General features: G+C 66.7%; 26 protein-coding genes and 1 pseudogene. 16 read left to right on the top strand and 11 right to left on the bottom strand.

From position 1 onward, the window contains the following. Positions 1–70: 70 nt before the first annotated feature. Positions 71–1,261 carry a CaiB/BaiF CoA transferase family protein gene (locus ACAG24_RS15145; protein WP_370473032.1) on the top strand — a complete coding sequence of 397 codons (1,191 nt, stop codon included), beginning with the start codon at positions 71–73 and terminating at the stop codon, positions 1,259–1,261. A gap of 7 nt (positions 1,262–1,268) precedes the next feature. Here ACAG24_RS15145 and ACAG24_RS15150 read toward each other — a convergent pair whose 3' ends face one another. Continuing rightward, positions 1,269–1,823 (bottom strand): TetR/AcrR family transcriptional regulator, encoded by a 555-nt coding sequence (locus ACAG24_RS15150; protein ID WP_370473033.1) that lies wholly within the window; start codon positions 1,821–1,823, stop codon positions 1,269–1,271. A gap of 82 nt (positions 1,824–1,905) precedes the next feature. Here ACAG24_RS15150 and ACAG24_RS15155 point away from each other — a divergent pair, with 82 nt between their 5' ends. Continuing rightward, positions 1,906–2,100, top strand: coding sequence for a ferredoxin (locus ACAG24_RS15155; RefSeq protein WP_370473034.1), 195 nt, complete (start codon positions 1,906–1,908; stop codon positions 2,098–2,100). A 42-nt stretch (positions 2,101–2,142) separates the two neighbouring features. On the opposite strand, the gene ACAG24_RS15160 is transcribed toward ACAG24_RS15155, so the two are convergent. Both ACAG24_RS15160 and ACAG24_RS15165 read right to left on the bottom strand, forming a co-directional pair. Then, on the bottom strand, positions 2,143–2,973 hold the full coding sequence (locus ACAG24_RS15160; protein WP_370473035.1) for a thioesterase family protein: 831 nt from the start codon (positions 2,971–2,973) through the stop codon (positions 2,143–2,145). Between the two features lie 13 nt (positions 2,974–2,986). Then, positions 2,987–3,826, bottom strand: a complete 840-nt coding sequence (locus tag ACAG24_RS15165; RefSeq protein WP_370473036.1) for an SMP-30/gluconolactonase/LRE family protein — start codon at positions 3,824–3,826, stop codon at positions 2,987–2,989. Positions 3,827–3,925: 99 nt separating this feature from the next. On the opposite strand from ACAG24_RS15165, the gene ACAG24_RS15170 reads away from it, so the two are divergent. Genes ACAG24_RS15170 through ACAG24_RS15200 form a run of 7 tightly spaced genes read left to right on the top strand, consistent with a single transcriptional unit; the run spans position 3,926 to position 10,742 of the window. After that, positions 3,926–4,630 (top strand): NIPSNAP family protein, encoded by a 705-nt coding sequence (locus ACAG24_RS15170; RefSeq protein WP_370473091.1) that lies wholly within the window; start codon positions 3,926–3,928, stop codon positions 4,628–4,630. Positions 4,631–4,656: 26 nt separating this feature from the next. Further along, complete coding sequence (locus tag ACAG24_RS15175) at positions 4,657–5,829, top strand: cytochrome P450 (protein ID WP_370473092.1); 1,173 nt, start codon at positions 4,657–4,659, stop codon at positions 5,827–5,829. Between the two features lies 1 nt (position 5,830). After that, positions 5,831–6,799: a zinc-binding dehydrogenase gene (locus ACAG24_RS15180; protein WP_370473037.1), complete on the top strand. Its 969-nt coding sequence runs from the start codon at positions 5,831–5,833 to the stop codon at positions 6,797–6,799. A gap of 1 nt (position 6,800) precedes the next feature. Further along, the gene (locus tag ACAG24_RS15185; protein WP_370473038.1) at positions 6,801–7,556 is read left to right on the top strand and encodes an HpcH/HpaI aldolase family protein; all 756 of its coding nucleotides are present in this window, start codon (positions 6,801–6,803) and stop codon (positions 7,554–7,556) included. Then, positions 7,556–8,287: an SDR family NAD(P)-dependent oxidoreductase gene (locus ACAG24_RS15190; protein WP_370473039.1), complete on the top strand. Its 732-nt coding sequence runs from the start codon at positions 7,556–7,558 to the stop codon at positions 8,285–8,287. Before ACAG24_RS15185 ends, ACAG24_RS15190 begins: the two co-directional genes overlap by 1 nt. A gap of 8 nt (positions 8,288–8,295) precedes the next feature. Next, positions 8,296–9,804, top strand: a complete 1,509-nt coding sequence (locus tag ACAG24_RS15195; RefSeq protein WP_370473093.1) for a flavin-containing monooxygenase — start codon at positions 8,296–8,298, stop codon at positions 9,802–9,804. Beyond that, positions 9,801–10,742, top strand: a complete 942-nt coding sequence (locus ACAG24_RS15200) for an alpha/beta hydrolase (protein WP_370473040.1) — start codon at positions 9,801–9,803, stop codon at positions 10,740–10,742. The genes ACAG24_RS15195 and ACAG24_RS15200 overlap by 4 nt, the downstream gene beginning before the upstream one ends. On the opposite strand, the pseudogene ACAG24_RS15205 reads toward ACAG24_RS15200, so the two are convergent. After that, a pseudogene (locus ACAG24_RS15205) lies at positions 10,734–11,215 on the bottom strand (SRPBCC family protein). The gene ACAG24_RS15200 and the pseudogene ACAG24_RS15205 overlap by 9 nt on opposite strands. A gap of 88 nt (positions 11,216–11,303) precedes the next feature. Between ACAG24_RS15205 and ACAG24_RS15210 the strand changes: the two are divergent. Continuing rightward, entirely contained in the window at positions 11,304–12,443 is a 1,140-nt protein-coding gene (locus ACAG24_RS15210; protein WP_370473041.1) for an acyl-CoA dehydrogenase family protein, read from the top strand. Positions 12,444–12,465: 22 nt separating this feature from the next. Here the strand turns inward: ACAG24_RS15210 and ACAG24_RS15215 are convergent, their stop codons facing one another. Next, a complete protein-coding gene (locus ACAG24_RS15215; RefSeq protein ID WP_370473042.1) occupies positions 12,466–13,398 on the bottom strand; it encodes an LLM class flavin-dependent oxidoreductase in 933 nt (310 codons plus the stop codon). A gap of 97 nt (positions 13,399–13,495) precedes the next feature. On the opposite strand from ACAG24_RS15215, the gene ACAG24_RS15220 reads away from it, so the two are divergent. After that, positions 13,496–14,416: an LLM class F420-dependent oxidoreductase gene (locus tag ACAG24_RS15220; RefSeq protein WP_370473043.1), complete on the top strand. Its 921-nt coding sequence runs from the start codon at positions 13,496–13,498 to the stop codon at positions 14,414–14,416. Here ACAG24_RS15220 and ACAG24_RS15225 read toward each other — a convergent pair. Continuing rightward, the gene (locus ACAG24_RS15225) at positions 14,400–15,005 is read right to left on the bottom strand and encodes a TetR/AcrR family transcriptional regulator (RefSeq protein WP_370473044.1); all 606 of its coding nucleotides are present in this window, start codon (positions 15,003–15,005) and stop codon (positions 14,400–14,402) included. The genes ACAG24_RS15220 and ACAG24_RS15225 overlap by 17 nt on opposite strands. Before the next feature lie 89 nt (positions 15,006–15,094). Here ACAG24_RS15225 and ACAG24_RS15230 point away from each other — a divergent pair, with 89 nt between their 5' ends. After that, the gene (locus ACAG24_RS15230) at positions 15,095–16,003 is read left to right on the top strand and encodes a metal-dependent hydrolase (RefSeq protein WP_370473045.1); all 909 of its coding nucleotides are present in this window, start codon (positions 15,095–15,097) and stop codon (positions 16,001–16,003) included. A 6-nt stretch (positions 16,004–16,009) separates the two neighbouring features. Here the strand turns inward: ACAG24_RS15230 and ACAG24_RS15235 are convergent, their stop codons facing one another. From ACAG24_RS15235 to ACAG24_RS15250, 4 genes are all read right to left on the bottom strand, one after another. Further along, positions 16,010–17,023, bottom strand: coding sequence for an NADP-dependent oxidoreductase (locus ACAG24_RS15235; protein ID WP_370473046.1), 1,014 nt, complete (start codon positions 17,021–17,023; stop codon positions 16,010–16,012). 41 nt (positions 17,024–17,064) lie between these two features. Further along, positions 17,065–17,868, bottom strand: coding sequence for an acyl-CoA thioesterase (locus ACAG24_RS15240; protein WP_370473047.1), 804 nt, complete (start codon positions 17,866–17,868; stop codon positions 17,065–17,067). A 12-nt stretch (positions 17,869–17,880) separates the two neighbouring features. Then, positions 17,881–18,369: an SRPBCC family protein gene (locus ACAG24_RS15245; protein WP_370473048.1), complete on the bottom strand. Its 489-nt coding sequence runs from the start codon at positions 18,367–18,369 to the stop codon at positions 17,881–17,883. A gap of 81 nt (positions 18,370–18,450) precedes the next feature. Continuing rightward, on the bottom strand, positions 18,451–19,158 hold the full coding sequence (locus ACAG24_RS15250) for a DUF427 domain-containing protein (protein WP_370473049.1): 708 nt from the start codon (positions 19,156–19,158) through the stop codon (positions 18,451–18,453). 258 nt (positions 19,159–19,416) lie between these two features. Here ACAG24_RS15250 and ACAG24_RS15255 point away from each other — a divergent pair, with 258 nt between their 5' ends. From ACAG24_RS15255 to ACAG24_RS15265, 3 genes are all read left to right on the top strand, one after another. Continuing rightward, a complete protein-coding gene (locus tag ACAG24_RS15255) occupies positions 19,417–20,847 on the top strand; it encodes a WS/DGAT/MGAT family O-acyltransferase (RefSeq protein WP_370473050.1) in 1,431 nt (476 codons plus the stop codon). Positions 20,848–20,991: 144 nt separating this feature from the next. Beyond that, positions 20,992–21,573: a hypothetical protein gene (locus tag ACAG24_RS15260; protein WP_370473051.1), complete on the top strand. Its 582-nt coding sequence runs from the start codon at positions 20,992–20,994 to the stop codon at positions 21,571–21,573. 87 nt (positions 21,574–21,660) lie between these two features. Further along, positions 21,661–22,122 carry a hypothetical protein gene (locus ACAG24_RS15265; RefSeq protein WP_370473052.1) on the top strand — a complete coding sequence of 154 codons (462 nt, stop codon included), beginning with the start codon at positions 21,661–21,663 and terminating at the stop codon, positions 22,120–22,122. A gap of 7 nt (positions 22,123–22,129) precedes the next feature. Here ACAG24_RS15265 and ACAG24_RS15270 read toward each other — a convergent pair whose 3' ends face one another. Next, complete coding sequence (locus ACAG24_RS15270; RefSeq protein ID WP_370473053.1) at positions 22,130–22,384, bottom strand: DUF2631 domain-containing protein; 255 nt, start codon at positions 22,382–22,384, stop codon at positions 22,130–22,132. 113 nt (positions 22,385–22,497) lie between these two features. On the opposite strand from ACAG24_RS15270, the gene ACAG24_RS15275 reads away from it, so the two are divergent. Then, positions 22,498–23,346, top strand: coding sequence for a mycofactocin-coupled SDR family oxidoreductase (locus tag ACAG24_RS15275; RefSeq protein ID WP_370473054.1), 849 nt, complete (start codon positions 22,498–22,500; stop codon positions 23,344–23,346). The last annotated feature ends 110 nt before the right edge of the window (positions 23,347–23,456 follow it).

Below are 23,456 nucleotides of genomic sequence, written 5' to 3' on the forward strand. Positions count from 1 at the left end.
GCTTGGACCAGTAGCCCACACAGGGTTACAAAAAGGATCATTTTTGTAAAGCCGGAAGGGCAGGGCGAGCATGGCGGGTCCGCTCGAGGGGATCAAAGTCGTCGAACTCGGGGTGTGGGTGGCCGGTCCGGCAGCGGGCGGCATCCTCGCGGACTGGGGTGCCGACGTCGTCAAGATCGAACCGCCCGCCGGTGATCCCGCCCGCACGTTCGGCAGGATGCTGGGGATCGCGCCACAGGATCGCCACCACGTCAGCCCGCCGTTCCAGATGGACAACCGCGGCAAGCGCAGCGTCGTGCTGGATCTGGCCACCGAGGACGGACGGGCCCATGCCCGCGCCCTTCTCGACGGTGCCGACGTCTTCCTGACCAACATCCGCACCGGTGCACTGCGGCGGATCGGGCTCGACTTCGAAGCGGTCGCCGCGGCGAACCCCCGGCTGATCTACGGATTGATCACCGGCTACGGCGCCGAGGGGCCGGACGCGGATCGACCGGCGTATGACGTCGCCGCGTTCTGGGCGCGGGCGGGCCTGGCGCACCTGCTGACCCGACCCGGCGAGGTGCCGCCGTTCCAGCGGGGCGGCATGGGCGACCACATGGCCGGTATGACACTCGCCGGCGCGATCTGCGCGGCGCTGGTCGCCCGCGGTAGGACGGGGACGGGGCAGCTGGTGTCGACGTCTCTCTATCGACAGGGCGCCTACACGATCAGCTTCGACCTCAACACCTTCCTGATCACCGGCCACGCCATCGCGATCGGTCAGCGCGAGACGATGGGCAACCCGTGTATGAACAACTACACCGCGGCAGACGGCAGGCGGTTCTGGCTGGTGGGTCTGCAGGGGGACCGGCACTGGCCGGCGCTGTGTGCGGCGGTGCAACGACCCGATTGGTTGACTGACGAGCGGTACGCCTACGCGCGCGACCGCGCCGCCCACGCCGCCGAGCTGATCGCCGAACTCGATGGGATCTTCGCGGGCAGAACCCTCGACGAGTGGGCGGAAGTGTTTTCCGCACAACCGGATCTGTTCTGGTCGCCGATCAACTCGATCGAGGACGTCCTCGGCGACGAACAGTTCCACGCCGCGGGCGGGATCGTCTACGTGCCCGACGACGACGCCGGCGCCGTGCCGATGGTGGCCACGCCGGCTGACTTTCACGGTACTCCCGCTGAAGTACGTTGCAGCGCACCTGAACTCGGTCAGCACACCGAGGAAATACTCGCGGAGTTGGCGCAGGGGACGAATCGCTCGACGTGAGTTGCGGTCAGCCCTGGACGACCTCGGGTGACGCGGCGCGCTGATACCTGGCACGGGCGGCATGACGCAGCTGAGCGAGGAAGTCGTCGGAATCATCGCTGCGGACCAGGTACTGCGAGATCGCGACGCGGACCGCGGTCGCGGCCGACAGCGCGGCATCCGGACCCGTGCACAGGCGCTGAAGCCGCTCCCGCATCAGTGGTAGCACCCGTTCCATCCGCTTGATCACCTGATCGGGTTCCACGTCGACCATCCGCAGACCCGGGTAGGACAACTGGTATTCGACGATGACGCGCAGGGCCGCATCCAGGCGCTCGTGCGCGGGCAGATCGGCGGTAGCCTTGGCGATGGCCCGTTCGTAGTACTGGCGCTCCCAAACCACGAACACGTCGAGGAGTTCCCGCTTGTCGGCGAAGTACCGATACAGCGTGGGCCGCGACACCCCGGCTTGAGTCGCCACCTCGGACAGCGACAATTTGGCAGTACCGTTGCGGCCCAACACCTCTGCGGTGGCTGCCAGGATACGCTGACGCGTCGAGTTGTCAGGCACCGTTGGATGCATGGTGACAGCTTTACAAATTATTGCCGAAGTGTCACGCTAAATCTGTGACTGTTGTTTCGGTGGGCGAGCGGGAGTTCCGCACGTGAAAGTCGGAGTAGATCTGAGCAAGTGCACCGGACACGGCATCTGCGAATCCATCGCCGAAGAGGTATTCGAGGTGCAGGACGACGGCTCTGTGATCATCCACGACGCCGAGCGGCCCGAGGCCGACCGTCCACGGATGCAGCTGGCCGTGACGCAGTGCCCGGCGGCAGCGCTGTTTCTCGCCGCGGAATAGCAATCCTGGCTGTCGTTCGACCGCTGGGCGCGACCAGGAATGCTATTCCGCGGGAGCGGGCTTGGGTGGGCGTGGACGGACGAGGACCGACTGCTGGATGGCGCCGACCGCACCTGACTCGTCGAACAGTGTGCCCAGCGTTGTGCCGATTCCGTCTGGGCCGTAGTTGGTTTCGGCACGAATACCCACCCACTCGCCTGCGGGCAGGCGATGGATGTGCACCGCGAGATCGGTGTTGAGGAACGTCCACCGCCGGATGTCGAGCTTCGTTCCGATCCCGTTGGCGTCATCGGCGACCGCGAACAGTCGCTCCAGCGGCGTCATCGACTCACCGGCGACGAGGTCGACCTCCGGTCTGATCCACGACTCGCCGGGACCCTCGCCCATCGGCGTGGTCAGCCACCGCCAATCGAGGCTGTGGACGTAGTTGCGGTCCCAATCCTTTTTCATGTCACGGCTGCGCGCCTCGGCGACCGGCCGCAACGGCTCGGCAGGAGCGTGCATCACCGCGGCCGTGTCCACAGTTTGCAGTCGCCATCCACTGGCCCTGGCTACCGGCCGCGGTTTCCCGCCGGGTCCCAGCGCCAGCATCTCGGCGCTGACGAGCTCGATCTGCGTGCCCGATCTCTCCCTGCGAGCGTGGATCCAGAAGTCGCCCTCGGCGGGCACCGGCCCGAGAAGGTCGACAAGCACCCGGCTCAGCCTGGTGTCGTCGCGCGGTTCGCAGCGCTGCAGACCGCGCACCAGCAGGGCTGACACCGGGGCTGCGTGCTGGATGGCGGCCGACCATGTGCTGCGGACGAAGTCTGTTGCGGCGAACCTCTCGCCGCCTTCGTCGTCCGCGTCGATCAGCTCGTAGTACGCATCGGACATCGTCGGTCGCCTTTCAGTGGACGTGCGCCTCGGGTACGAAGCCTGCGGCCGGGAAGCCGACGGTGGTCGCGTCCAGCCGCGAGAGTTTGGTGCCGCGAAGCCGTTCGGGATAGGCGTCGGTCGTGGTCACCAGGAACAGCGTCACGCCTTCGGGGCCGCCCAGCGTGCACGCGATCGCGGTGCGGTCCCCGATGTCGATCCGGTCGGTCACCTGCCCACCGTCGACGATGCGCTCGAACTGGTGCGCCAGCGTCATGGCCGCCCAGACGCCGCCGTCGTCGTCGAGGCAGATGCCGTCCGGTGGGCCGTCCAGTCCATCGGCGAAAGTCCTTCTGTCGAACAGCATTCCGTCTGCGCCCACGGTGAAGGCCGTCAACCGCCGGCCCGTTGATTCGGCAACGATGAGGGTTGTGCCATCGGTCGTGATTGCCATCCCGTTCGGGAAGTCCAGATCGCCGGCCACGACGGTGGCGTGCCCGTCGTCGGGGTCGACGCGGACGATGACGCCGCTTGCGCGGGCCTGAGACCCGACATAGGCGCACCCGTGGGCATCGACGACCATGTCGCCGAGGCTCGCGGGCACCATGGCGGAGACATCGGCGACGATGTCGACGGACTCGCCGTCATAGCGCAGGATTTGCCTGCGGTCGGTGGAGACGATCAGCAGCGACCCGTCGGGTCGAAAACCCAAGCCGGACGGTGCATGGCCGACCAGGGGGAGGGTGCTCATCTGGCCGTCGAGGGTCACGGTGTGTACGGCCTCGCCGAGCATGTCGGAGAACCACACCAGGCCCTCGAACCAACGCGGGCCCTCGCCGAAAGAGAAGCCATCGGCCAACGGGGTGAGTGTCATCAGCCGAAGACTATCCGACGGCGTTTCACTACTTTACAAAACACGCCAAAAGTGTCACGCTCGCTGAGTGCAGCTGTCAACCGGGAGCATGTCGTGACCATGAAGAAATATCACAGCCACACCCTGCTTTATCTGCACGAGACGATCGATCTCGGGGCGGCGGGCGGCGACCGGTTCACCGAGGAGTTCAGCGGTGTCTACCACCCGATGATGACCGAGCTCGGCGCGCGGTTGTTCGCGCTGTGGGAAACGACGCCCTACAACGGGCACTGGCCCCAGGTCACCATCATCTGGGAGATCGACGCCTTCGCCGACTACGCCCGCATCGGTCGGGCGCGATCGCGCGGCGGCAGTCACGAAGCCGCCTCGGTCGCATGGTCGACCTACCTGCGGGAGATCGGCGCCAGAGGCGAGGGCCGGATCATGTACGCCGGCCGCGCCAACAAGACTCTGAAGCAGTTGCAGGACGCGAACTTCAAGGCCGGCCTGGTGATTCAAGAGGTCATGCAGACCAAACCCGGTCGGCAGGACGACTACATCCGCGAACTCGAACGCCTCTACGTGCCCTGGTCGGAATCCACGGGCAAGCGCTGGCTCGGGTCCTTCATCACGACGTTCCGCTTCAACGAGGTGATCCACTACTGGGCGCTCGAAGACGAGTGGGCATGCTTTGAAAACCACTACCCGTCCTGGAAGGACAGTCCGCCGGCCGAGATCGTGACGTGGATGAGCGTCGCTCCTGCGTTGCGCGACGGGTGGGAGGACTCGATCCTGGCGGCCCTGCCGCCGTCGCCACTGCAGTGAACTACGACCCGTTCAATCCGGCAGTGATGGCGGATCCGTTGCCGTTCTATCGCGTGCTGCGCGATCAGTACCCCGTCTATTACCTCGACAAGTGGGACACGTTCGCGCTGTCGCGATTCGACGACATCTGGAATGTGCTGGAGATCAACGACGGGACGTTCGTCGCCTCCGACGGCACGCTGCCGGCCGCGGCCGTTCTTGCGCACCATCACGACGGGCCCGTCCCCGAACCGCCATTGCACCCCATGCCGTTCCACGCCAACTTCGATTCACCGATCTATGACGAGGTGCGCCGGTGCACCGCCGCACCGTTCCGCCCCAAGAACGTCACTGCGCTGCGCGAGCGGATCCGGACGCTGGCCAACGAACGTCTCGACGAGCTGCTGCCACTCGGCCGGTTCGACCTGACGCAGGACTACGGCGGGATCGTCGCAGCCTCGATCGTCTGCGAACTCGTGGGCCTGCCAGCAGAACTCGCCGCTGACGTGCTGGCCACCGTCAACGCGGGCAGTCTGGCCAAGCCTGGCGACGGCGTGGAGGTCGCCAACGCGCGGCCGGGCTACCTGGAGTACCTCACCCCGGTGGTCGAACGTCGGCGGGCGGGCGAATCCGATCCGTTGCCCATCGTGGACAACCTGCTGGCCTACCGCTTGCCCGATGGCTCGGCGCTGACCGACACAGAAGCCGCCGTGCAGATGCTCGGTGTGTTCATCGGTGGCACCGAGACCGTGCCCAAGATCGTGGCGCACGGACTGTGGGAGCTGACCGCGCGGCCAGACCAACTCGCCGAGGTGCGCGCGGACCTCGATGCCACGGTGCCCGTCGCGCGCGAGGAGATGATCCGCTATTGCGCACCTGCGCAATGGTTCGCGCGCACGGTGCGCCGGCCATTCACGCTGCACGACACCACAATCGAGCCGGGGCAGCGGATCATCTCGCTGCTCGCCTCGGCGAATCGCGACGAGCGCGAGTACGACCGCCCTGACGAATTCGTCTGGAACCGACCGATTCCCCGCTTGCTGGCCTTCGGGCGCGGCCAGCACTTCTGTCTGGGCGCGCACCTGGCGCGGCTGGAAATCGCGATCATGGTGACCGAATGGCTCAAGCGCGTCCCCGAGTTCGAGGTGGACGTGGCCGCCGCGTCGCGGCCTCCGTCGAGTTTCCAGTGGGGCTGGAATAGTCTCCCGGTAGAGGTCTGACATGTGGTCCTACCGACTCATCGCTCCGTACACGTTCGCGAAAAGCGATGTGCTGCCGCGTTCACCGCAATCCCTTGGTGACGGGCAGGTGCTTCTGCGTTTCCTGGCGGCCGGAATCTGCGGAAGCGACCTACCCGGCTTCCGCGGCGCCAAGGGGCGGCTGCCCTTCGACACCGGCAAGCGGGCCGCGGAGAAGGACGGCTTCCCGATCCACGAGATCGCCGGTGAGGTGATCGCAAGCCGCCATCCGGCTCACCGACAGGGCGACCGTGTCGTCGGGTGGGCATCCGGATTCGACGGGCTGATGGAAGAGGTGGTCGCCGACGGCGACGGGCTGATGGCCTACGACACGTCGCTGAGTCCCGCCCACGCCGTCGCGCTGCAGCCGTTGGCCTGTGTTCTGTATGCCGTGGAACAGCTTCCTGACCTGGCCGGGCGGCATGTCGCGGTGCTGGGCCAGGGGTCGATCGGATTGCTCTTCTCCTATGTCACGAAATCCCTGGGCGCCGGGCACGTCACCGGTGTCGACCCCATCGACCGTCAGGATGTGGGGCCGTCGTTCGGGGTGGACACCGTCGTGCGCGCTTCCAGCGACCGTTGGGTGAGTCACCTGACGCCGGACGCCAAGCCCGATGTGGTGATCGAAGCGGTAGGGCATCAGGTCGCCACCCTGGGCCATGCGGTGGAGGCCGCCGCGTTCGGCGGCACCGTGTTCTATTTCGGTGTGCCCGACGACGATTTCTATCCAATCAGCATGCGCACCATGCTCAGGAACAACCTCACGCTGAAGTCGGGGGTCACGATGGATCGCAGGCGCGTGTTGCAGAAGGCCGACACCTTCGCCTCGGAACACCCCGGCCTGCTCGATCGCTACCTGACCCACACCTTCGGCGTCGACGAGGTGCAGGCCGCGTTCGAGCTGGCGTCGCGGCCCGTGCCCGGGCGCATCAAGATCGCGATCGCGGCCTGACATGGCGAGCAGACTTCAGGAAGCCCTGGCCGCAAACGCCCACGTGTGGGGTGGCTGGGTAGTGGGTCCGACGGTGATCGGTCCCGAGGAGTACGCGGCCGCCGGCTACGACTACGTCGGATTCGACGTCCAGCACAGCTATCTCAGCGACGCCGACGTCGCGTTGATGCTGCGCCGTCTCGAGCACGTACCCATCGCCACTGTCGTCCGGCTACCCGACGCCGCGGCGGCCCCGATCGGGCGGGTACTCGACGCCGGGGCCGACGGGGTCGTCATCGCGATGGTCGAGTCCGCGGCCGACGCCGCGGCAGCCGTCGCCGCGACACGCTACGGCCCCAGCGGAATACGAAGTTTCGGGCCGCTTCGGGCGAGCCTCGGCATCGACCCCGCGGCGCTGCAGAACCGGGCATCGGTGTTCGCGATGATCGAGACGACAAGGGGACTCGCGGCTGTCGAGGAGATCTGCGGTGTCGACGGTCTCACAGGCATCTACGTCGGTCCCGCGGACCTGGCGATCTCCATGGGTCACGGGCCGACTGACGCGTGGTCGCGTCGTGACGTGCTCGACGTGATCCTGCAGGTGCAACGCACGGCGTCGACGGCTGGCCTGGTAAGCGCCATCCACGCCAGCACCGGTGCAGCCGGTAACATGCTTGCGCACAAAGGATTCGACATGATCACGTTGGCCTCCGAATCGCAGGCGCTGCGGCGCGGGGCTGCCGCGCACCTCGCTGACGCACGCGGGGAGGACACCTGATGCCCGCCGACCGCGTCGCACTGGTCACCGGCGCGGCCCGCGGCCAGGGCGCCGCGATCACCGCGAGGCTGCTGCAGGACGGATTCGCCGTTGCGGCGTGTGATCTGCTCGCCGACGACGTCGCCGACACCGTCGCCGCCCTCGGCACCGACCGGGCGCTGGCGGTGTCGCTGGACGTCACGTCGGCCGAACAGTGGGGGAGCGCGGTCACCCGCGTTGTCGAGCATTTCGGGGGTGTGACGACGTTGGTCAACAACGCCGGTGTGCTGCATCGGGCTTCGCTGTCCGAGGAGACCGCCGACGGTTTCGAGGGCAGTTGGCGCGTCAACTGCCTCGGCCCCTTCCTCGGCATCCAGGCCGCACTACCGCACCTGCGGGACGTCGACAACGCGGCGATCGTCAACACCTGTAGCACCGGCGCGATCCGGCCCTTTCCCCACCACAGCGCCTACGGGTCGTCGAAGTGGGCGCTGCGCGGACTCACCCAGGTCGCCGCTGTCGAGCTGGCGCCCGCCGGGATCCGCGTGAATTCGGTGTTCCCCGGGCCCGTGGAGACACCGATGCTCGACGGTGCGACCCAGACTCGTCTCGCCGCGCAGGCCCTCATGAAGCGGATCGGAAAGCCGATGGAGATCGCCGATGCCGTCGCGTTCCTGGTCTCCGAGCACGCCACGTTCATCACCGGCTCCGAGCTCATCGTGGACGGTGGGCAGTCCCTCCAGAGTGGATGACGACCTCCATGGCGAAAAACCTCTCCGTCGGCATCATCGGAGCCGGACCCGGCGGGCTGGCCCTCGGAATCTTTCTGCGCAAGGCCGGATTCGACGACTTCACCATCTTCGACCGCGAGGACGGCGTCGGAGGCACGTGGCGGATCAACACCTACCCGGGCCTGGCCTGCGACGTGAAGTCGCACCTGTATTCGTACTCGTTCGACCTCAACGCAGGATGGTCGCGGCTGTGGTCGGGCCAGCAGGAGATCCTGGCGTACTTCGAGCGGTGCGCACAGCGCTACCGGCTGTCCGAGAAGCTCCGCCTGAACACCGAGATCGTCTCAGCGCAATGGGTGGCCGACGAGCAGCAGTGGCGGTTGCTGACATCGGCCGGCGAGGAGCACCGCTTCGATATCGTGGTGTCGGCCGTGGGGCTCTTCACCCAGCCCGTGATGCCCGACCTCGTCGAGGAGGAGCCGTTCACCGGGACCATCATGCACACCGCGAAGTGGGACCACTCGGTCGACCTGCATGGTGCGAAGGTGGCCGTCCTCGGCACGGGTTCGACTGCAGCGCAACTGGTTCCCGAGGTCGCCAAGCACGCTTCGGCGGTCTATTCGGTGCAACGCTCACCGACCTGGGTGCTGCCCAAGCCGGACCGCGAGTACACCGCCCGGGAGAAGTGGATGTTCGCCCACGTCCCGTTGGCGAAGAAGATCTACCGCACCCGGTTGTGGTTGCGCAGCGAGTCCAACATCTCGGTCATCGAGAACGGCAGTGACAAGACCGAGGAGTTCAAGGGCATCGCGCTGCGGACGCTGGAGGCGACCGTCACCGACGACGAGCTGCGCGCCAGGCTGACGCCCACCCACCCGTTCGGGTGCAAACGGCTCGTCTTCGCCACCGACTACCTGCAGACGCTCACACAGGCGCACGTCCGGGTGGTTTCCAGCCCGGCACGCGCGTTGCGGTCCCGGTCGCTGGTCACCGAGGACGGCACCGAACTCGACGTCGACGTCATCCTGTGCGCCACCGGTTACGCCGCCGCGGACTACCTGGGCCAGATCGACGTTCGCGGCGCCGACGGAGTTGCGCTGCGCGACACATGGAGTGACGGAGCATTCGCCTACCTGGGGATGTCGGTGCCCGGTTACCCCAACTTCTTCATGCTGTACGGGCCCAACACGAACGTCGGATCCAACAGCGTGATCTTCATGCTCGAGGCCCAGGCTCATTACATCGTGCGCGCATTGAAATACATGCGGCGCAGGAACAAGTCGTCGATCGAGGTGAAAAGCGACGTCGTGAAGCGCTTTCTCGGCAGGATCGACGATTGGATGCAGGGCACGGTATGGCTGACTCGGTGCAGCAACTACTTCCGCGCCCCCAACGGACGCGTCGTCACCCAGTGGCCGCGCAGCGCCCGCGACTTCTGGGGACTCACCCGGTGGTTCCGCCCCGGCGAGTACACGTTCGACGCGCCTTCGGATCGCGCGCCCATCCATGTCGGCGCCCAGTCCGCGGCGAAGCGATGAGCATCCCGATCCGCGACTTAGCGGACCGTCTCGATCCGGCGCTGCGGCATCTCGCCTCCGCGCGCACCGATCTGTCACCACCGGTGCTCGGCGCGGTGCGCGATTCGCTGAACCAACGCCGCGCCGAGGCTGCCAGAACAGCCGACCTCGTCGGGGTGGAGGTCGAGCAGCGTGAGGTCGCCGTGGGAGACGGCCACCTCGTCACCGTGCGGATCTACCGGGGTGGGCCTCCGCAGTCTCCTGCGGTGATCTATTGCCATTCAGGTGCTTTCGTACTTGGTAACCTCGACACCGATCATCGGCAGTGCATCGAGATCGCGCGGCGGGCCCGCGTCACGGTGGTGTCCGTGGACTATCGTCTCGCGCCTGAGGAGCCGTATCCCGCCGCACTCGACGACGCGGCGGCAATTCTGGAATGGGCAGCACGCAGCGCCGCGGAACTGGGCATCGACGCTTCTGCCCTCGCGGTCGCAGGCAGCAGCGCAGGGGCCTCGCTGGCGGCCCGGCTCGCACAGCGGTCGGCCGAAGGGTACGCACCGCCGGTGATGTTCCAGCTGCTGCACCAGCCGGTGCTCGACGACAGGCCGACTCCGTCAAAAGAGGAGTTCACCGCGACTCCGGGTTTCGATGCCGAGGCCGTGGCGTGGATGTGGCGGCACTACGGTGCGGGTGCGTCCGTCCCCGACGATGCCGTTCCGGCGCGCGCCGACGAGTTGTCCTCGCTACCCGCCACATTGATCACATGCTCGGAGCTGGACCCGCTGCGCGACGAGGCGGTCGACTACGCGCTGCGGCTCATGTGGGCGGGAGTGACGACCGAGCTGCATGTCTTCGGGGGTACGTGCCACGGCTTCGATTCGCTCATTCCCGACTGGGAGGTCAGCGGCCAGCTGTTCGACATCCAGGGTGCCGCGCTCCGCCGGGCCTTTTCACGCTGAGCGTTCCTTTGCCAACTCGCGCGCGATCGCCTCGTGGTAGGAGTCGATATTGGCCGGGTTGACCGTGCGGAAGAAGCCGTCGGGTAGCGGGGAGTCCTTGAACGCCTCGACGGTCATCGTGCGGCTGAACAGGGTGACGCCCTGTCCGGGCTGGGTGAACTTGTACTGCACCGTGATTCGGCCCGGCATGCCGCCGTTGCCCTCGCCATCATGCCCCAGGTGGCGACCGAGTTGAACATCCACAACTTCGGGCGCATCGCGATCGCGAGGTGCCACGTGAAGATGCGCGTGCCGTCGGGGCCCGATTCCGTCCAGGTGTCGCCGACCTCCAGGGGCAACTTCTCGGGAACTCTGCCGATGTGCGCGCTGCCGGGGTAGGTCTTGGTCCAGTTGACCGGGTTGGTCACGAAATCGTAGATCTCCTCGGGCGACTGGGTGAACGCTGTCTCCGATGTCGTCGTCACGATTCCCACGCTGGCAGCCCTTCTGCGGTCGCTTTACAAACTCACGCCATAATGTCACGCTGCGTTTGGTGCGCCAAGCGAATGGGGGATGTCGGGTATGGACTTCTCGGAAGTCGCGCTGTCAGACGAGGACCAGGCCTTCCAACGCGAGCTGCGCGAGTTCCTTGCGTCGGTGGTGACCGAGGACGTCATCAGGCGCGACCGGGAGACCGGTGACAACTTCGACGAGGGCGTCCACCTGGCGCTCGGTGCGGCCGGCTACCTGGAACGGGACTGGCGTCCCGAGAACGACGGCGGGTTCACCACCGTGCAGCGGCGAATCTGGGACCTCGAGATCGGGCGGGCGCACACCCCGTGGTTCCACTGGGGCACGACGTCGATGGTCGCGACCGCCGTCAACCAGTTCGCCTCCGAGGAGCTCAAGGCAGAGGTGCTCGGCAAGACGTTGTCCGGCCACTACCGGTTGTGTCTCGGCTACACCGAACCGGAAGGGGGATCCGATGTCGCGACGTGCAAGACGCGGGCCGTGCGGGAAGCGGATGGATCAACGTGGATCATCAACGGCTCGAAAATGTTCACCTCGAACGCCCATCACGCCCAGTACGTCTTCCTGATCACCAATACCGATCCCACCGCGCCCAAGCATCAGAGCCTCACGATGTTCCTCGTTCCGCTGGACGTGCCCGGTGTCGAGATCCAGCCCATCCGCACGGTCGACGGGGACCGCACCAACATCACGTTCTACAGCGACGTCCGCATCGACGACCGCTATCGCATCGGAGAGGTCAACGGGGGCTGGGCCGTTCTGCGTGAGGCCCTCAACGCCGAACACGGCACCGTCGAGAGAGACACGAGCGGGCTGTACAGGATTGCCGTCATGACCGAGCATGCGCTGCTGCTCGCCGACGAGATCGACCGGATCGCAGGAGTTGTGGACGTCGACGACGACGCCGTCGCCTATCGGTTGGGGCGCAGCATCGCCCGGTTGGAAGCCTCGATGAGCGCGCCCGGCATGTTCGGCCGGGTGGCGATCGCCCAGACGCTACGGGACGTGACGCCGGACCTGATGGATATCTCCGGCGCCGCGTCGGCGTTGCCTGACGGGCTCAGCGCCGAGTACCTGTTCCGGCTGGCGTCGCCCATGGGCATTTATGCGGGCACGCTCGATGTGTTCCGCAACATGATCGCCCAGCATGCGCTCGGGCTGGGCAAGCCGAATTACTCACCACCACGCTGAGCACGAGGCCCACGCTCGACGGTCAGAGCGCGGGAATCACCTCGGATGCCAACAACTCCAGGGTCTGGTCTGAGCACCGGTCGTGGGTGAACAACACGATCTGGTCGAACCCCATCTCGACCAGCTCGCGCAAACGGTCCACCATGAACGCCGGTGTTCCGATCAGGTTCGTGTCGTGGAGCCCGAATCCTTCCCCGCCGAAACGTTTTTCGGCGAGGGACCGCACGGACTCCAGGCTTGAGTCGTCTGGCGCGAGCGCCATCACCGCCTCGATGGACAGCACGATGTCGGCGGGGTCGCGGCCGATGTCGTCGCAGAGCGCACGCAGCACCCCGATCTTCGCCTCGATCTGATGCAGCGCGTAGGTGGGCACGTTCCACACGTCGGCGTAGCGCGCGACGAGGGGTAGCGTGAACTTCTCGCCGACACCACCGACGACGATCGGCGGCCGAGGCTTCTGGACCGGGCCGGGCTTGACGGGCATATCGGTGACCCTGAAGTGCTTGCCGGAGAAATCGATTCGCTCGTCGGCGAAGGCCTGATGCAGGATCTGCAGCGTCTCCCCGAGCTGTTCGGAGCGTTCGGCGAAGGTGCCCCAGGGCAATCCGGCGCGGTGGTGCTCGTCCTCGATCGACCCGCTGCCGATGCCGAGCGAGAGCCGCCCGCCCGAGATCTGGTCCAGCGTGGTCGCCATCATGGCCAGCGTGACCGGGTGGCGGAACTGGTTGCACAGCACCATGTGGCCGATCCGCAGTCGCTCCGTACGGCTGAGCAATGCCGTTGCCAGCGTCCACGCCTCCATCGACGGATAGTCCGGCATCCCGGGCCCGTACAGGTGGTCATACAGCCACAACGAGTCGATGCCGAGCTCGTCGCAGCGCCGGGCGCGGTGCACCAGGTCGTCGAACGCAAAACCCATCTGAGGCAGGTAGACGCCGATTTCCGGCCTGCTCATGACGCCTCCCGGCACGCTGATTCTGTACATTCCGCCGCCTGCATGGTAACGACATTCTCGATACTGGAGAAGATTATTCTGACCTTGGAGGCCGGGCATGCAGTTCGCGATCACCCATCCGATGCACAGCCATCCCTACAACCCGGAACTGGTGACGGGTGCCGGTATCGCCACGGTCGCCGCGGCGGCCGAGAAGGCGGGCTTCGGCGGTTTCGGGTTCACCGACCACCCCGCACCGACGCAACGCTGGCTCGAATCGGGCGGGCACGACGCCCTCGACCCCTTCGTCGCGATGGGTTTTGCGGCAGCCCACACCACGACGTTGCGGCTCATCCCGAACATCGTGGTGCTGCCGTACCGCAACCCGTTCGTCGTCGCGAAGGCCGGTGCGACTCTCGACTTGATCTCCGACGGTCGGTTCACCCTCGCTGTCGGCGTCGGCTACCTCAAACGCGAATTCGTGGCACTGGGCGTCGATTTCGACGAGCGTGCCGACCTGTTCGAAGAGGCGCTGCACGTCATCCGCGAGGTCTGGACCTCCGATGACCTGAGCTACGAGGGTAAGCATTTCAGCGCCAAAGGCATCACGGCGCACCCGAAACCGGTCAGCGCCCCGCACCCGCCGATCTGGGTGGGCGGCAACACGTCGGCGGCTCGTGCCCGCGTGGCGAAGTACGCCCAGGGGTGGTGCCCGTTCCGCGCGCCCGCGCTCCTGGCCCAGACGGCGCGCACGGCGGCGCTCGAGACGACCGACCACCTCAAGACGGGCATCGACGATCTTCGGCGCCGCCTCGACGAGGCGGGCCGCGATCCGTTGGATGTCGACGTCACCTTCACCAACAGCGCGGGCGGCACCCCGGGGTCTGACGACTTCAATGCCGACGAATTCCTGGACGGTGTCACCGAATTGGAGAAGGCGGGCGTGACCTGGATTCAGGTCAACGTGCCGGGGGACAGCCTGGCGCACGCGGTCGAGGCGATCGAAGGGTTCGGCGAGTCCGTCATCGGCAGGCTGTGAGCGCGGGCCCCACCCAGCGATGCAGAAACGCCCGCAGCGCCGGTCCGTCGCGCGGCGGGTCGGGCGGTGCGATCACCATCGACTGAATGATCCGCAGCAGGAACTCGGTCAGTTCGTCGATGTCCGCGTCGCTGTGGAATCCCAAGCTTTCCCAGTCGATTTGGCTGTGCCGTAAGATGATTCGGCAGCGATTTATCACCGGGGGCGCCAGCATCCGGCGGCTGAACTGATTGGTGCGGTCATTCTCCAGCAGCAGTGTCAGCAAGGGTTCGTCGGGTAGGCGCTCGACGATGAATGCCACCACCTCCACCAGCTGTCCGGCGACATCGTCGATGTCCGCGGTGATGGTCTCGATCCTCGCGACGAACCCGTTCAGGGCGACCTCGGCCGCCGCGGTGAACAAATCCTCGGTCGTCGCGAAGTAGCGGTATATGGTCCGGCGGGTGATGCCGAGGGCGTCGGCGACGTCGGACAGGCTGGTCTGGCTCGGCCCCCGGCGCTCGATGCACGTCAGCGTGGCATCGACGATCCGCTCACGTGCCTCGTCGTCGTCCCGCGGTGGTGATCCGGCCCAACCCTTGCGGCCCATGACAATTGACTCCTTCGGCGGCGGCAGGTAATCATTACAGAAGATACATCAAATGTCACAGTGTGCAATGTGTTGGGTGGTGCATGGCCATGACGGACCTTGAGATACGTCGCCCTCGCTTCGACTTCAGTGGCGACGTTCCGTGGCAGTGGAATCCGCAGAGTCCGGCGTTCTCGTTCTTCATGAACGCGACATCGATCATCGCGATCTGTTTCGAGCAGATGATCGTCGGGGCGGTGACCGAGGCCAAACCGCTGATCACCGATCCCGTTGTCGCCGAGGAGGCGACGGCATTTCTGCGGCAGGAGGCCCAGCATTCCGCAAGCCACCGCAAGCACGTGACTGCGCTGATCAAACGCTATCCCGGCCTGCAGCAGACGCTGGATGCCGCGATGGCGGAGTTCGACAACGTAACCGCGACGACCCCGCTGGCGTACCGGCTCGCCTACATCGCCGATCTGGAGGCGACGTTCACGCCGACGTTCAAGCTGATGCTCGACAACGAGGCCGAATTGTTCCGGCCGGGTGACGAGCGGGTCGCGTCGCTGTTCCTATGGCATTTCGTCGAAGAGGTCGAGCACCGGAGTTCCGCACTGGTGATCTATGACGCCGTTGTCGGAAAGCCCTGGTACCGCTTGCGTATGGTGCCCGCAGTCGTCAAGCACCTGCTGAGTGTCATCGCGGTGATCGCCGACGGTGTCAACGAACACGTCCCCGAATTCGAGCGGCAGGTCGACGCCCGCACCATGCTGCCGATACACGGGCTGCGCACCACGCTGCGCCAACGGCTGGGCCGCGAATCCCAGCAGCCGCCGGCGTTCGCCAGTGTGCCGCGCAAACAGAAGGTGGTGGCCGGCGCGCGAATCCTGCTGAGCCAGACACCATTCCACGATCCCGCGCATGAGCCCCTGCCGACCTTCGCCGACGAATGGTTCGCACGCTGGGACCGCGGCGAAGACGTCACGCGCTGGTATTCCTCAGCGCGGGCCGGTGAATGAGAACACTTACGCGATTCTGACGAGCGTCTTGCCGATGTTGGCACCGGTGAACAATCCGTTGAGAGCATCGACGCACGATTCGATGCCCTCGAAGATGTGTTCGCGATGTGTGAGCAGGCCTTGCTCCTCCCACCCGCGGAGCGCGGCGAAGGCTTCGTCGAAGCGGCCCCACTCGTCGAGTGCGTTGAAGCCCTGCATCAGCGCGGTTTTCGCGAGCAGGTTGACGTAGTTCGCGGGACCGGGGTGTTGACCTGTCAGATAGCTCGAGATGACGCCGCACAGCACCACGCGAGCTTTGTGGGCGAGCCGACCGAGCACCGCGTCGAGGATCGGCCCGCCGACGTTGTCGAAGTAGACGTTGACGCCTTGCGGACAATGCTTTTTCAGTGCGGCAGGCACGTCGTCGTTGCGGTAGTCGATGCAGGCGTCGAACCCGAACTCCTCGACGACGGCCTGGCACTTGTGCGGACCGCCCGCGATGCCGACGACGCGGGCTCCCGCGATCTTCGCGATCTGCCCGGCGACCGATCCTGTGGCCCCGGCGGCCGCCGACACCACGACCGTCTCGCCCGGCTGCGGACGCCCGATTCCCGTCATTCCGAAGTATGCGGTGGCGCCCGTCGGACCGTAGATCGACATCACGGCCAGCTGGTCGACCTCCGCGCCCGGGCCGGGCACCGGCGTCGTGAAAAGGTCGTCGCGAACGATCGTGTACTCCTGGAAACCGGTCAGCGTGGTCACGACGTCACCGACAGAGTATGCCTCGCAACGGGATTCGACGACCTCGCCGATGCCTGCTGCCCTAATGACCTCGCCGAGCTGCACCGGGGGCAGATAGCTCGGCTGGTCGTCGAGCCATGTCCGCACGGCGGCGTCCATGCCGACATAGGTCGTGCGCACCAAGGCCTCGCCCTCGCCGGGTTCCGGAACAGAGGACGTGACGAGTTCGGTGTCGCCGGGGGCGACCAGCCCGTCGGGGCGGCGGCGTAACACGATCTGGCGGTTCGTCAGCGTCGGCACGAGCCAGAACCTACCGAAGCCGCGCTGTCATCGGCTCGCAATCACGGACAACGCCACAACGCTTCCTGCGTCGTCGTGGCGATCAGCGTGCCTCCCGCGTCATAGAGCGATCCGTGCACCAGGCCGCGAGAGTCTCCGACGTTGAGCGGGTGGACCTCATAGCGATGCCAGTCGTGGGGGACGAACGGGCGGTGGAACCACACCGAGTGGTCGAGGCTGGCCGCATACGCCGAACCCTCGCCCTCCTCCAGCGGGACACCACTCGGCCGCGCCACCGGCACGGGCCCGAAGTCGGACATGAAGGTCAGTGTGCACGCACGGACGAGGGGGTCGTCCTCGATCTCCTCGCGAGTGCGGATCCAGAACGGCGGCACGGCGAACACCGAGTCGTCTTCGGGGCGTGTGCGGATCTGAAACCGCGACGCATACCCGAAGTCGGGATCTTTCAGCCGAGCCTCGGCCAGCTCAAGCGACGGGGTCGGCGTCGGGTACTCGTCGGCGCCCGGCTCGGCGGCGTGGAACGATGCGATCATCTCCAGGATGACCGCCCCCTGCTGGATTGCAGTGACTCGACGGGTGTCGAACGAACGACCGTCCCGGGTGCGCCCCACGTGCAGCTCCACGTCGACGCCGTACCGTCCGCCCCGCACGAAGTACAGGTGAAGCGACTGCGGCAGCTTGCCGGGCTCGACCGTGGCACCGGCGGCTCCCAGCGACTGGGCCGCGATAAGACCGCCGAACAGTCTCGGTCCCGGACCTTCCGGCGGCGGGGTCGTGACGAAGACGTCGCCGTCCCGTTCGAACTGCAGCAGCCGCGCGATCCAACTGTGTTTGACACCTGTCATCAGGTGCCGACCCTATCGGGTGGCGAAGTACCTCTGTCCGTCGGCGGCCGCACGGCCGAAACCGGCTTTGAGCGCAGGCGCGAGAACTGTGAACGGCAGCTTCAGCGGACCGACCGGTTCGATGGCCACCAGCCACGTGAATCGCGTTCCAGTGCCCTCGGGTTCGATCCGATAGTCCTCGGCGAAGCGGCGGAACAGCGGCAGGTTGGCCTCGGTGGCGAAGAAGGAGTACCCGCTGCCTTCGGTCCATTCGAAGAACTGTTCACGCACCAGGGCAGGGCCGGTGCCCACCTCCCGGGTGGTGCCCACGCCGAACGGGCGAGGAGACGTCCACGTGAGCGATCCGACGGTCTTGCCCCACGCGGCGAGCGACTCGTCGGACTGCAGGGACACCCACACCTGCTCGGGAGTCGCGTCAAAGTGCTTCACGTAGCGGAAGACGTGCGGCGCGGACGTGAAGAAGCCGGCGTCGGCGGGCTTCAGGGCGAACCAACGGGCCATAGGAGAGAAGCTTGGCCCAGAATGCCTCTCCCGGCAACGCCGTCAGATCGACGACGCCGCGGCGATCGTGCCCTGACGCGCTCACAGGTCACATCCGCAATCGTCGTACGAGGCGGAATCCGGGAGTTCGGCGAGCACCTCCACCTTGGTCTCGTCGAAACTGAGCAGTGCCGCGATCGGAAGGCTCTCGGGCAGGGGGTCGTCGTAGCTCCATGCCGCGTCGTCGATACGAATGCCGCCCACAATGACATCCCAGTACGTCGCGGAACCCTTGTAGTTGCAATAGGTGGACGTCTCCGAGCGGCGGAGCAGGTCGGTGCGTACGAGGGAGGGGGACACGTAGAGCCGTGGGCGCAGCGCCGTCTCGAACAGGATGACCGTCTCCACGGTGTCCACCAGCGTTTCTCCGGCGGCCGTCACGCGCAGACCGCGATGGGTGGGGCGGCAGTCCACCCGGTGATACGGGTTGGGCGGATAGTGGACCAGGCGCCGGCCCTCCTCGAACCAGGTGTCGACGGCCCTCCAGGGCACCACGACGAAACCGGGTGCCTCGGGAACCTGTTTGCTGGGAAGATCGCCGACCTCGTCGGCGGCGAACGCATAGCTCAACGGCTCGCCGCGGCGGTGCACCATCAGCGCCCGCTCGGTGTCGATCACGGTCCGGCCGGCGAGGACGGCTTGCACGCGACGCGGATGCGGCTCGATGTACACCAGGTCACCCTCTGCGGGCGGACTCAGCCGTCCCGCGCGATCGCGGCTCAGCGGTCCACTCCCCGCGACCAGGCTCATCGAAGCCGCCCGGCGGCAACGATTCTCCTGCGACTCATCGCGCCCTGCTCTTTCGGTTGCTGTTGCTGTTCGTGACTTGCATCAGAGTTTACAAATCATCGGCGAAATGTCATGAGAGCCAATGTGCGCCGTACCGCCTGCCGGTCGGACTTCTGCTAACAAGAATTGTCAGTTCCCTCGTTTCGCCGTCTCGTGGTTGGCGAAATCCGGTGGAATGGGTATGACACTTCGCGTGTCGACGACGAACGGGGGTGGCGGGTGAGACGACTCAACGGCGTCGACGCCATGATGCTCTACAGCGAAACGCCCGAGATTCACATGCACACCCTCAAGATCGGGGTTCTGGACGTCTCGGACGTCGGGGGGTTCGATTTCGACCTGTTCCGCAAGATCGCGCTCCCGCGCCTTCATGCGCTGGCTCCGCTGCGCTACCAGCTGGTGGACATCCCGCTCAAGTTCCATCATCCGATGTGGGTGCAGAACGCCGAGATCGATGTCGACTACCACCTGCGCCAGGCTCGTGTCGCCGCTCCGGGCGGGCGCCGTGAACTCGACCAGTTGATCGGTGAGATCGCCGGCACGCCGCTGGACCGAAACTACCCGCTGTGGGAGATGTACATCGCAGATGGCCTGGCGGACAACAAGATCGCAGTGATCCACAAGGTCCATCACGTCCTCGCCGACGGCATGGCGTCGGCGAACCAGCTGGCGAGGGCCATCCAGCCCCACCAGCCGGAGGTCGGTGGCCAGATGGACGAGGTCCATGCCGATTCGATGGCGCCGGGGAACCTTCTCAGGGGCGCAGGACGAGATCACCTACGCCAGCTCCGTCGACTGCCCACGCTGATGAACGAGACCGCCTCGGGGGTGTCACGGGTGCGCAAGAAGGCCAAGGAGCGCGGGAGGCATCCAGACCTCGCACGCAACTTCGCTCCGCCCCCGAGCTTCATCAACCACGTGGTCAGCCCCGGGCGCCGGTTCGCGACGGCACCGCTGGCGTTGGCGGACGTCAAGGAGACCGCCAGGCATCTGGGCGTCACGCTCAACGACATCGTCCTCGCCACGGCTGCGGGAGCGCTGCGCGAGCTGCAGTTGCGCTATGACGGCGCGGCGAACTCGCCGCTGATCGCCGGCGTCCCGGTCAGCGTCAACACGTCCCCGGACCGCCTCGCCGGCAACGAATTCACCTATATGACACCATCTTTGCCCGTCCACATCGCGGACCCGCTGGAACGGGTGAAGCTCACCGCGACGTCAACGGCGATCGCCAAGGAGAACCACAACCTCCTCGGTCCCAACCTGCTGCCGTCCTGGCTGACATACCTGCCGCCCGGCACGGCGCCGCGGGTCTTCCGGACGCAGGCTCGCCGCGTTGAATCGGCGATGGTCATGAACTTGACGGTGTCCAACGTTCCGGGCCCGCGGGAGCGGGGACGATTCGAGGGCGCCGTCATCAACGAGATCTACTCGGTCGGGCCGATCGTCGCGGGCAGCGGCATGAACATCACGGTGTGGAGCTACGTCGACCAACTCTCGATCTCCGTGCTCACCGACGACCGCACCCTGAAAGATCCCCACGAGGCCACCGATGCCCTCATCGCGGCGTTCACCGAGATTCGCCGAGCCGCCGGGCTGACGGGGGAGTTGACACCCGTCGAGCTGGCGATGCCCACCGCCCCCGCTCTCTGATTCGTTAAACCCGTTGTCGGAGCGCAATTTCGCGTTCCGGTGACGCGTACTGCTTCGCGTTCGAAACCCGATCGATACTTTACAGATCGGTTCCATAGTGTCACGCTGTCAACGGCGCGACGTGACGCGCCGAAGGGTGGCGCGATGACGATGTTCGAGGCGGACGACCTCAGGGCGGATCCACGCAGGGGGACCGGCGTGCGGACCTCCAGAGAGGTCCTGCGTTCCTACGACCTCACGGTGATCGCCGCCGACGTCGACGGAACGGTCGCAGCGGCCGGAGGCTGGCTGTGCGACCGGGTCCGGGCGGGCTGGCAGGTCACCGTCCTCGTGCCGCCGGGATCCGACGTGCGAGCGCTGACCATCCTCGGCGTCCACACCGAGCCGACCGAATCGGCCACCGACGCGCTGGAACACCCCGCAGCGGCCATCGCGGTGGACGCCCGGGTCCTACGCCGCGACGACGAACTCAGGCGGGCGGTGCTGGGCGTCGTCGACGCGGGCCATATCGAGGTCACCGTGTGGGGCGAGTCGGCTCTGTTCGGATCCGACGGACGGTTCGACGCCGTGCGGCACCGGCTCAGCACCGCGGCGCGCGCCTTCAAGGCCGGCGCGATGCGGGCGCCCGGGGGATCGGTCGCCTGGCCGCCCACCGAAGAATTCGTCAGCACCGCGCTGTGGTACCCGCCCGACGGCGCCGACCTGGTGCCCGTTGCGGGACGCTAGATGGTGCCACGGCGATCTCATCGGTCCGGCAGCGGCGCCGGAAGCGCACCTGGGAACCACTGCCGCATCGTCGTCGTCTCATCGACCGTGGACGCACTGGTGGTGTCGGCAGGCGGCTACCTGTGCGACCGGGTCCGGGAGGGCTGGGATGTCGCGGTGGCCCTGTCTGTGGCCGGGGACGCGCGGCCACTGAACATCCTCGGCATCCGCACGCACGAGGCCGTCGACGAACCGGCCTCGGTGATCGCCGGGCTTACGCCGGGCACCCCGCTCGCGGTCGGCGCCGACCTCCTGACGGAGAACGTGACTGCCCGGCAGGCTCTCGCCCGCCTCGCGGCACGGGGCTACGGCACGGTCACGGTGTGGGGCCGGCCCTCGCACGCCGAGATCGAGCAGGGTCTGGAACCCGTACCCCATGCGCCCAGCACAGCGGCGAGGGCGTACAAGGCGTCGGCGTTGCGTGCTGCGCAGGTCGAAGGCGTCGCAGAAGCCGTCGAGTCGCTGTACCGGGTACGCGGCGGGTCGTTCCGCCGCCTCTACGCGGTGTGACCCGCCGCTAGCGGGTGTCGCGGTTGCGTGTCGTGTAAAAGCTACGGGCGACGAAGCCCAGCACGAAGAGGGCGAATCCGATGAGGAACAGATCCTCGACCCTGCCCGTATGGTTGCCGTGCATCATCAGGAGCAGGAACGCCGCGGCCAGCAGGCCGCCGATCTGGTAACCGCGGACACTGCCGGTCGACCAACCCCACTCTGCGGACGGCACCTCCTCGACATCCACGCCGGTGCGTCGTTCCACCTCGGTGCTTGCCACGGCTGGCTCCTCTGGGTCGGGATGAGCGGGCGGTACTTCCGACACGATTCTGACACAGCTCTACTACGCGCTGGCGTAGAGCCGGGACACATGTCCCAGTAGGCTGGCCCGTCATGACAGGTCAGGGTCCGCGAGGCATCTTCGAGGGCAAGGTCGTGCTGGTCACCGGCGCTGCGCGCGGGCAGGGGCGGGCCCACGCCGTCCGGTTCGCCGAAGAGGGCGCCGACGTCATCGCCTACGACCTGTGCGAGCAACTCGACTCGGTCGCGTACCCGATGGCCACGCCCGAGGATCTCGACGAGACCGCACGCCTTGTCGAGAAGACCGGCCGCCGGATCGTGGTCGAACGAGGCGACGTCCGCGATCGCGACCGCCTTGCCGAGGCGGTCGCCAACGGAGTGCAGGCGTTCGGCCGCCTGGACTTCGTCCTCGCGAACGCCGGCATCCTGCCCGCCGCGGGCGAGCAGGGCCGCGGCATCTCCGCGTTCACCGACGCCGTCGGCGTGATGCTCAACGGCGTCTACTTCACCATCGACGCCGCCCTGCCCGCGCTGCTGCGGAATCCCGAAGGCGCCGCCATCGTCATCACCAGCTCCGCGGCCGGATTCACCTCGGTCAGTACAGAATTCGGGACGATGAACCACGGCGCGGCAGGCTACACCGCGGCCAAGCATGGCGTTGTCGGTCTGATGCGGCACTTCGCCCGGTCGCTGGCGGAGAAGAACATCCGGGTCAACTCGGTGCACCCCGGCGGCGTCGCGACGCCGATGGTCCTCAACCAGGCCATGGCGGACTGGGCCGGCCAGCATCCGTCGTTCAGCACCGCCCAGCAGCCGCTGTTGCAGCTACCCATGATGGAGCCAGGCGACGTCAGCGACGCGATGGTCTACCTGTGCGGGCCCGCGGGCCGCTACGTCACGGGTGTCGCTCTACCGCTCGATGCCGGCCAGACACTGAAGTAAGCACAGCGCGCCGTACCGGCGCTAGCCGATGGCGCCGTACCGGCGCTAGCCGATGGCGCCGTACCGGCGCTAGCCGATGGCGCCGTACCGGCGCTAGCCGATGGCGCCGT

Origin of the sequence: Mycobacterium bulgaricum, from assembly GCF_041287165.2 — a bacterium.
Classification (GTDB): domain Bacteria; phylum Actinomycetota; class Actinomycetes; order Mycobacteriales; family Mycobacteriaceae; genus Mycobacterium; species Mycobacterium bulgaricum.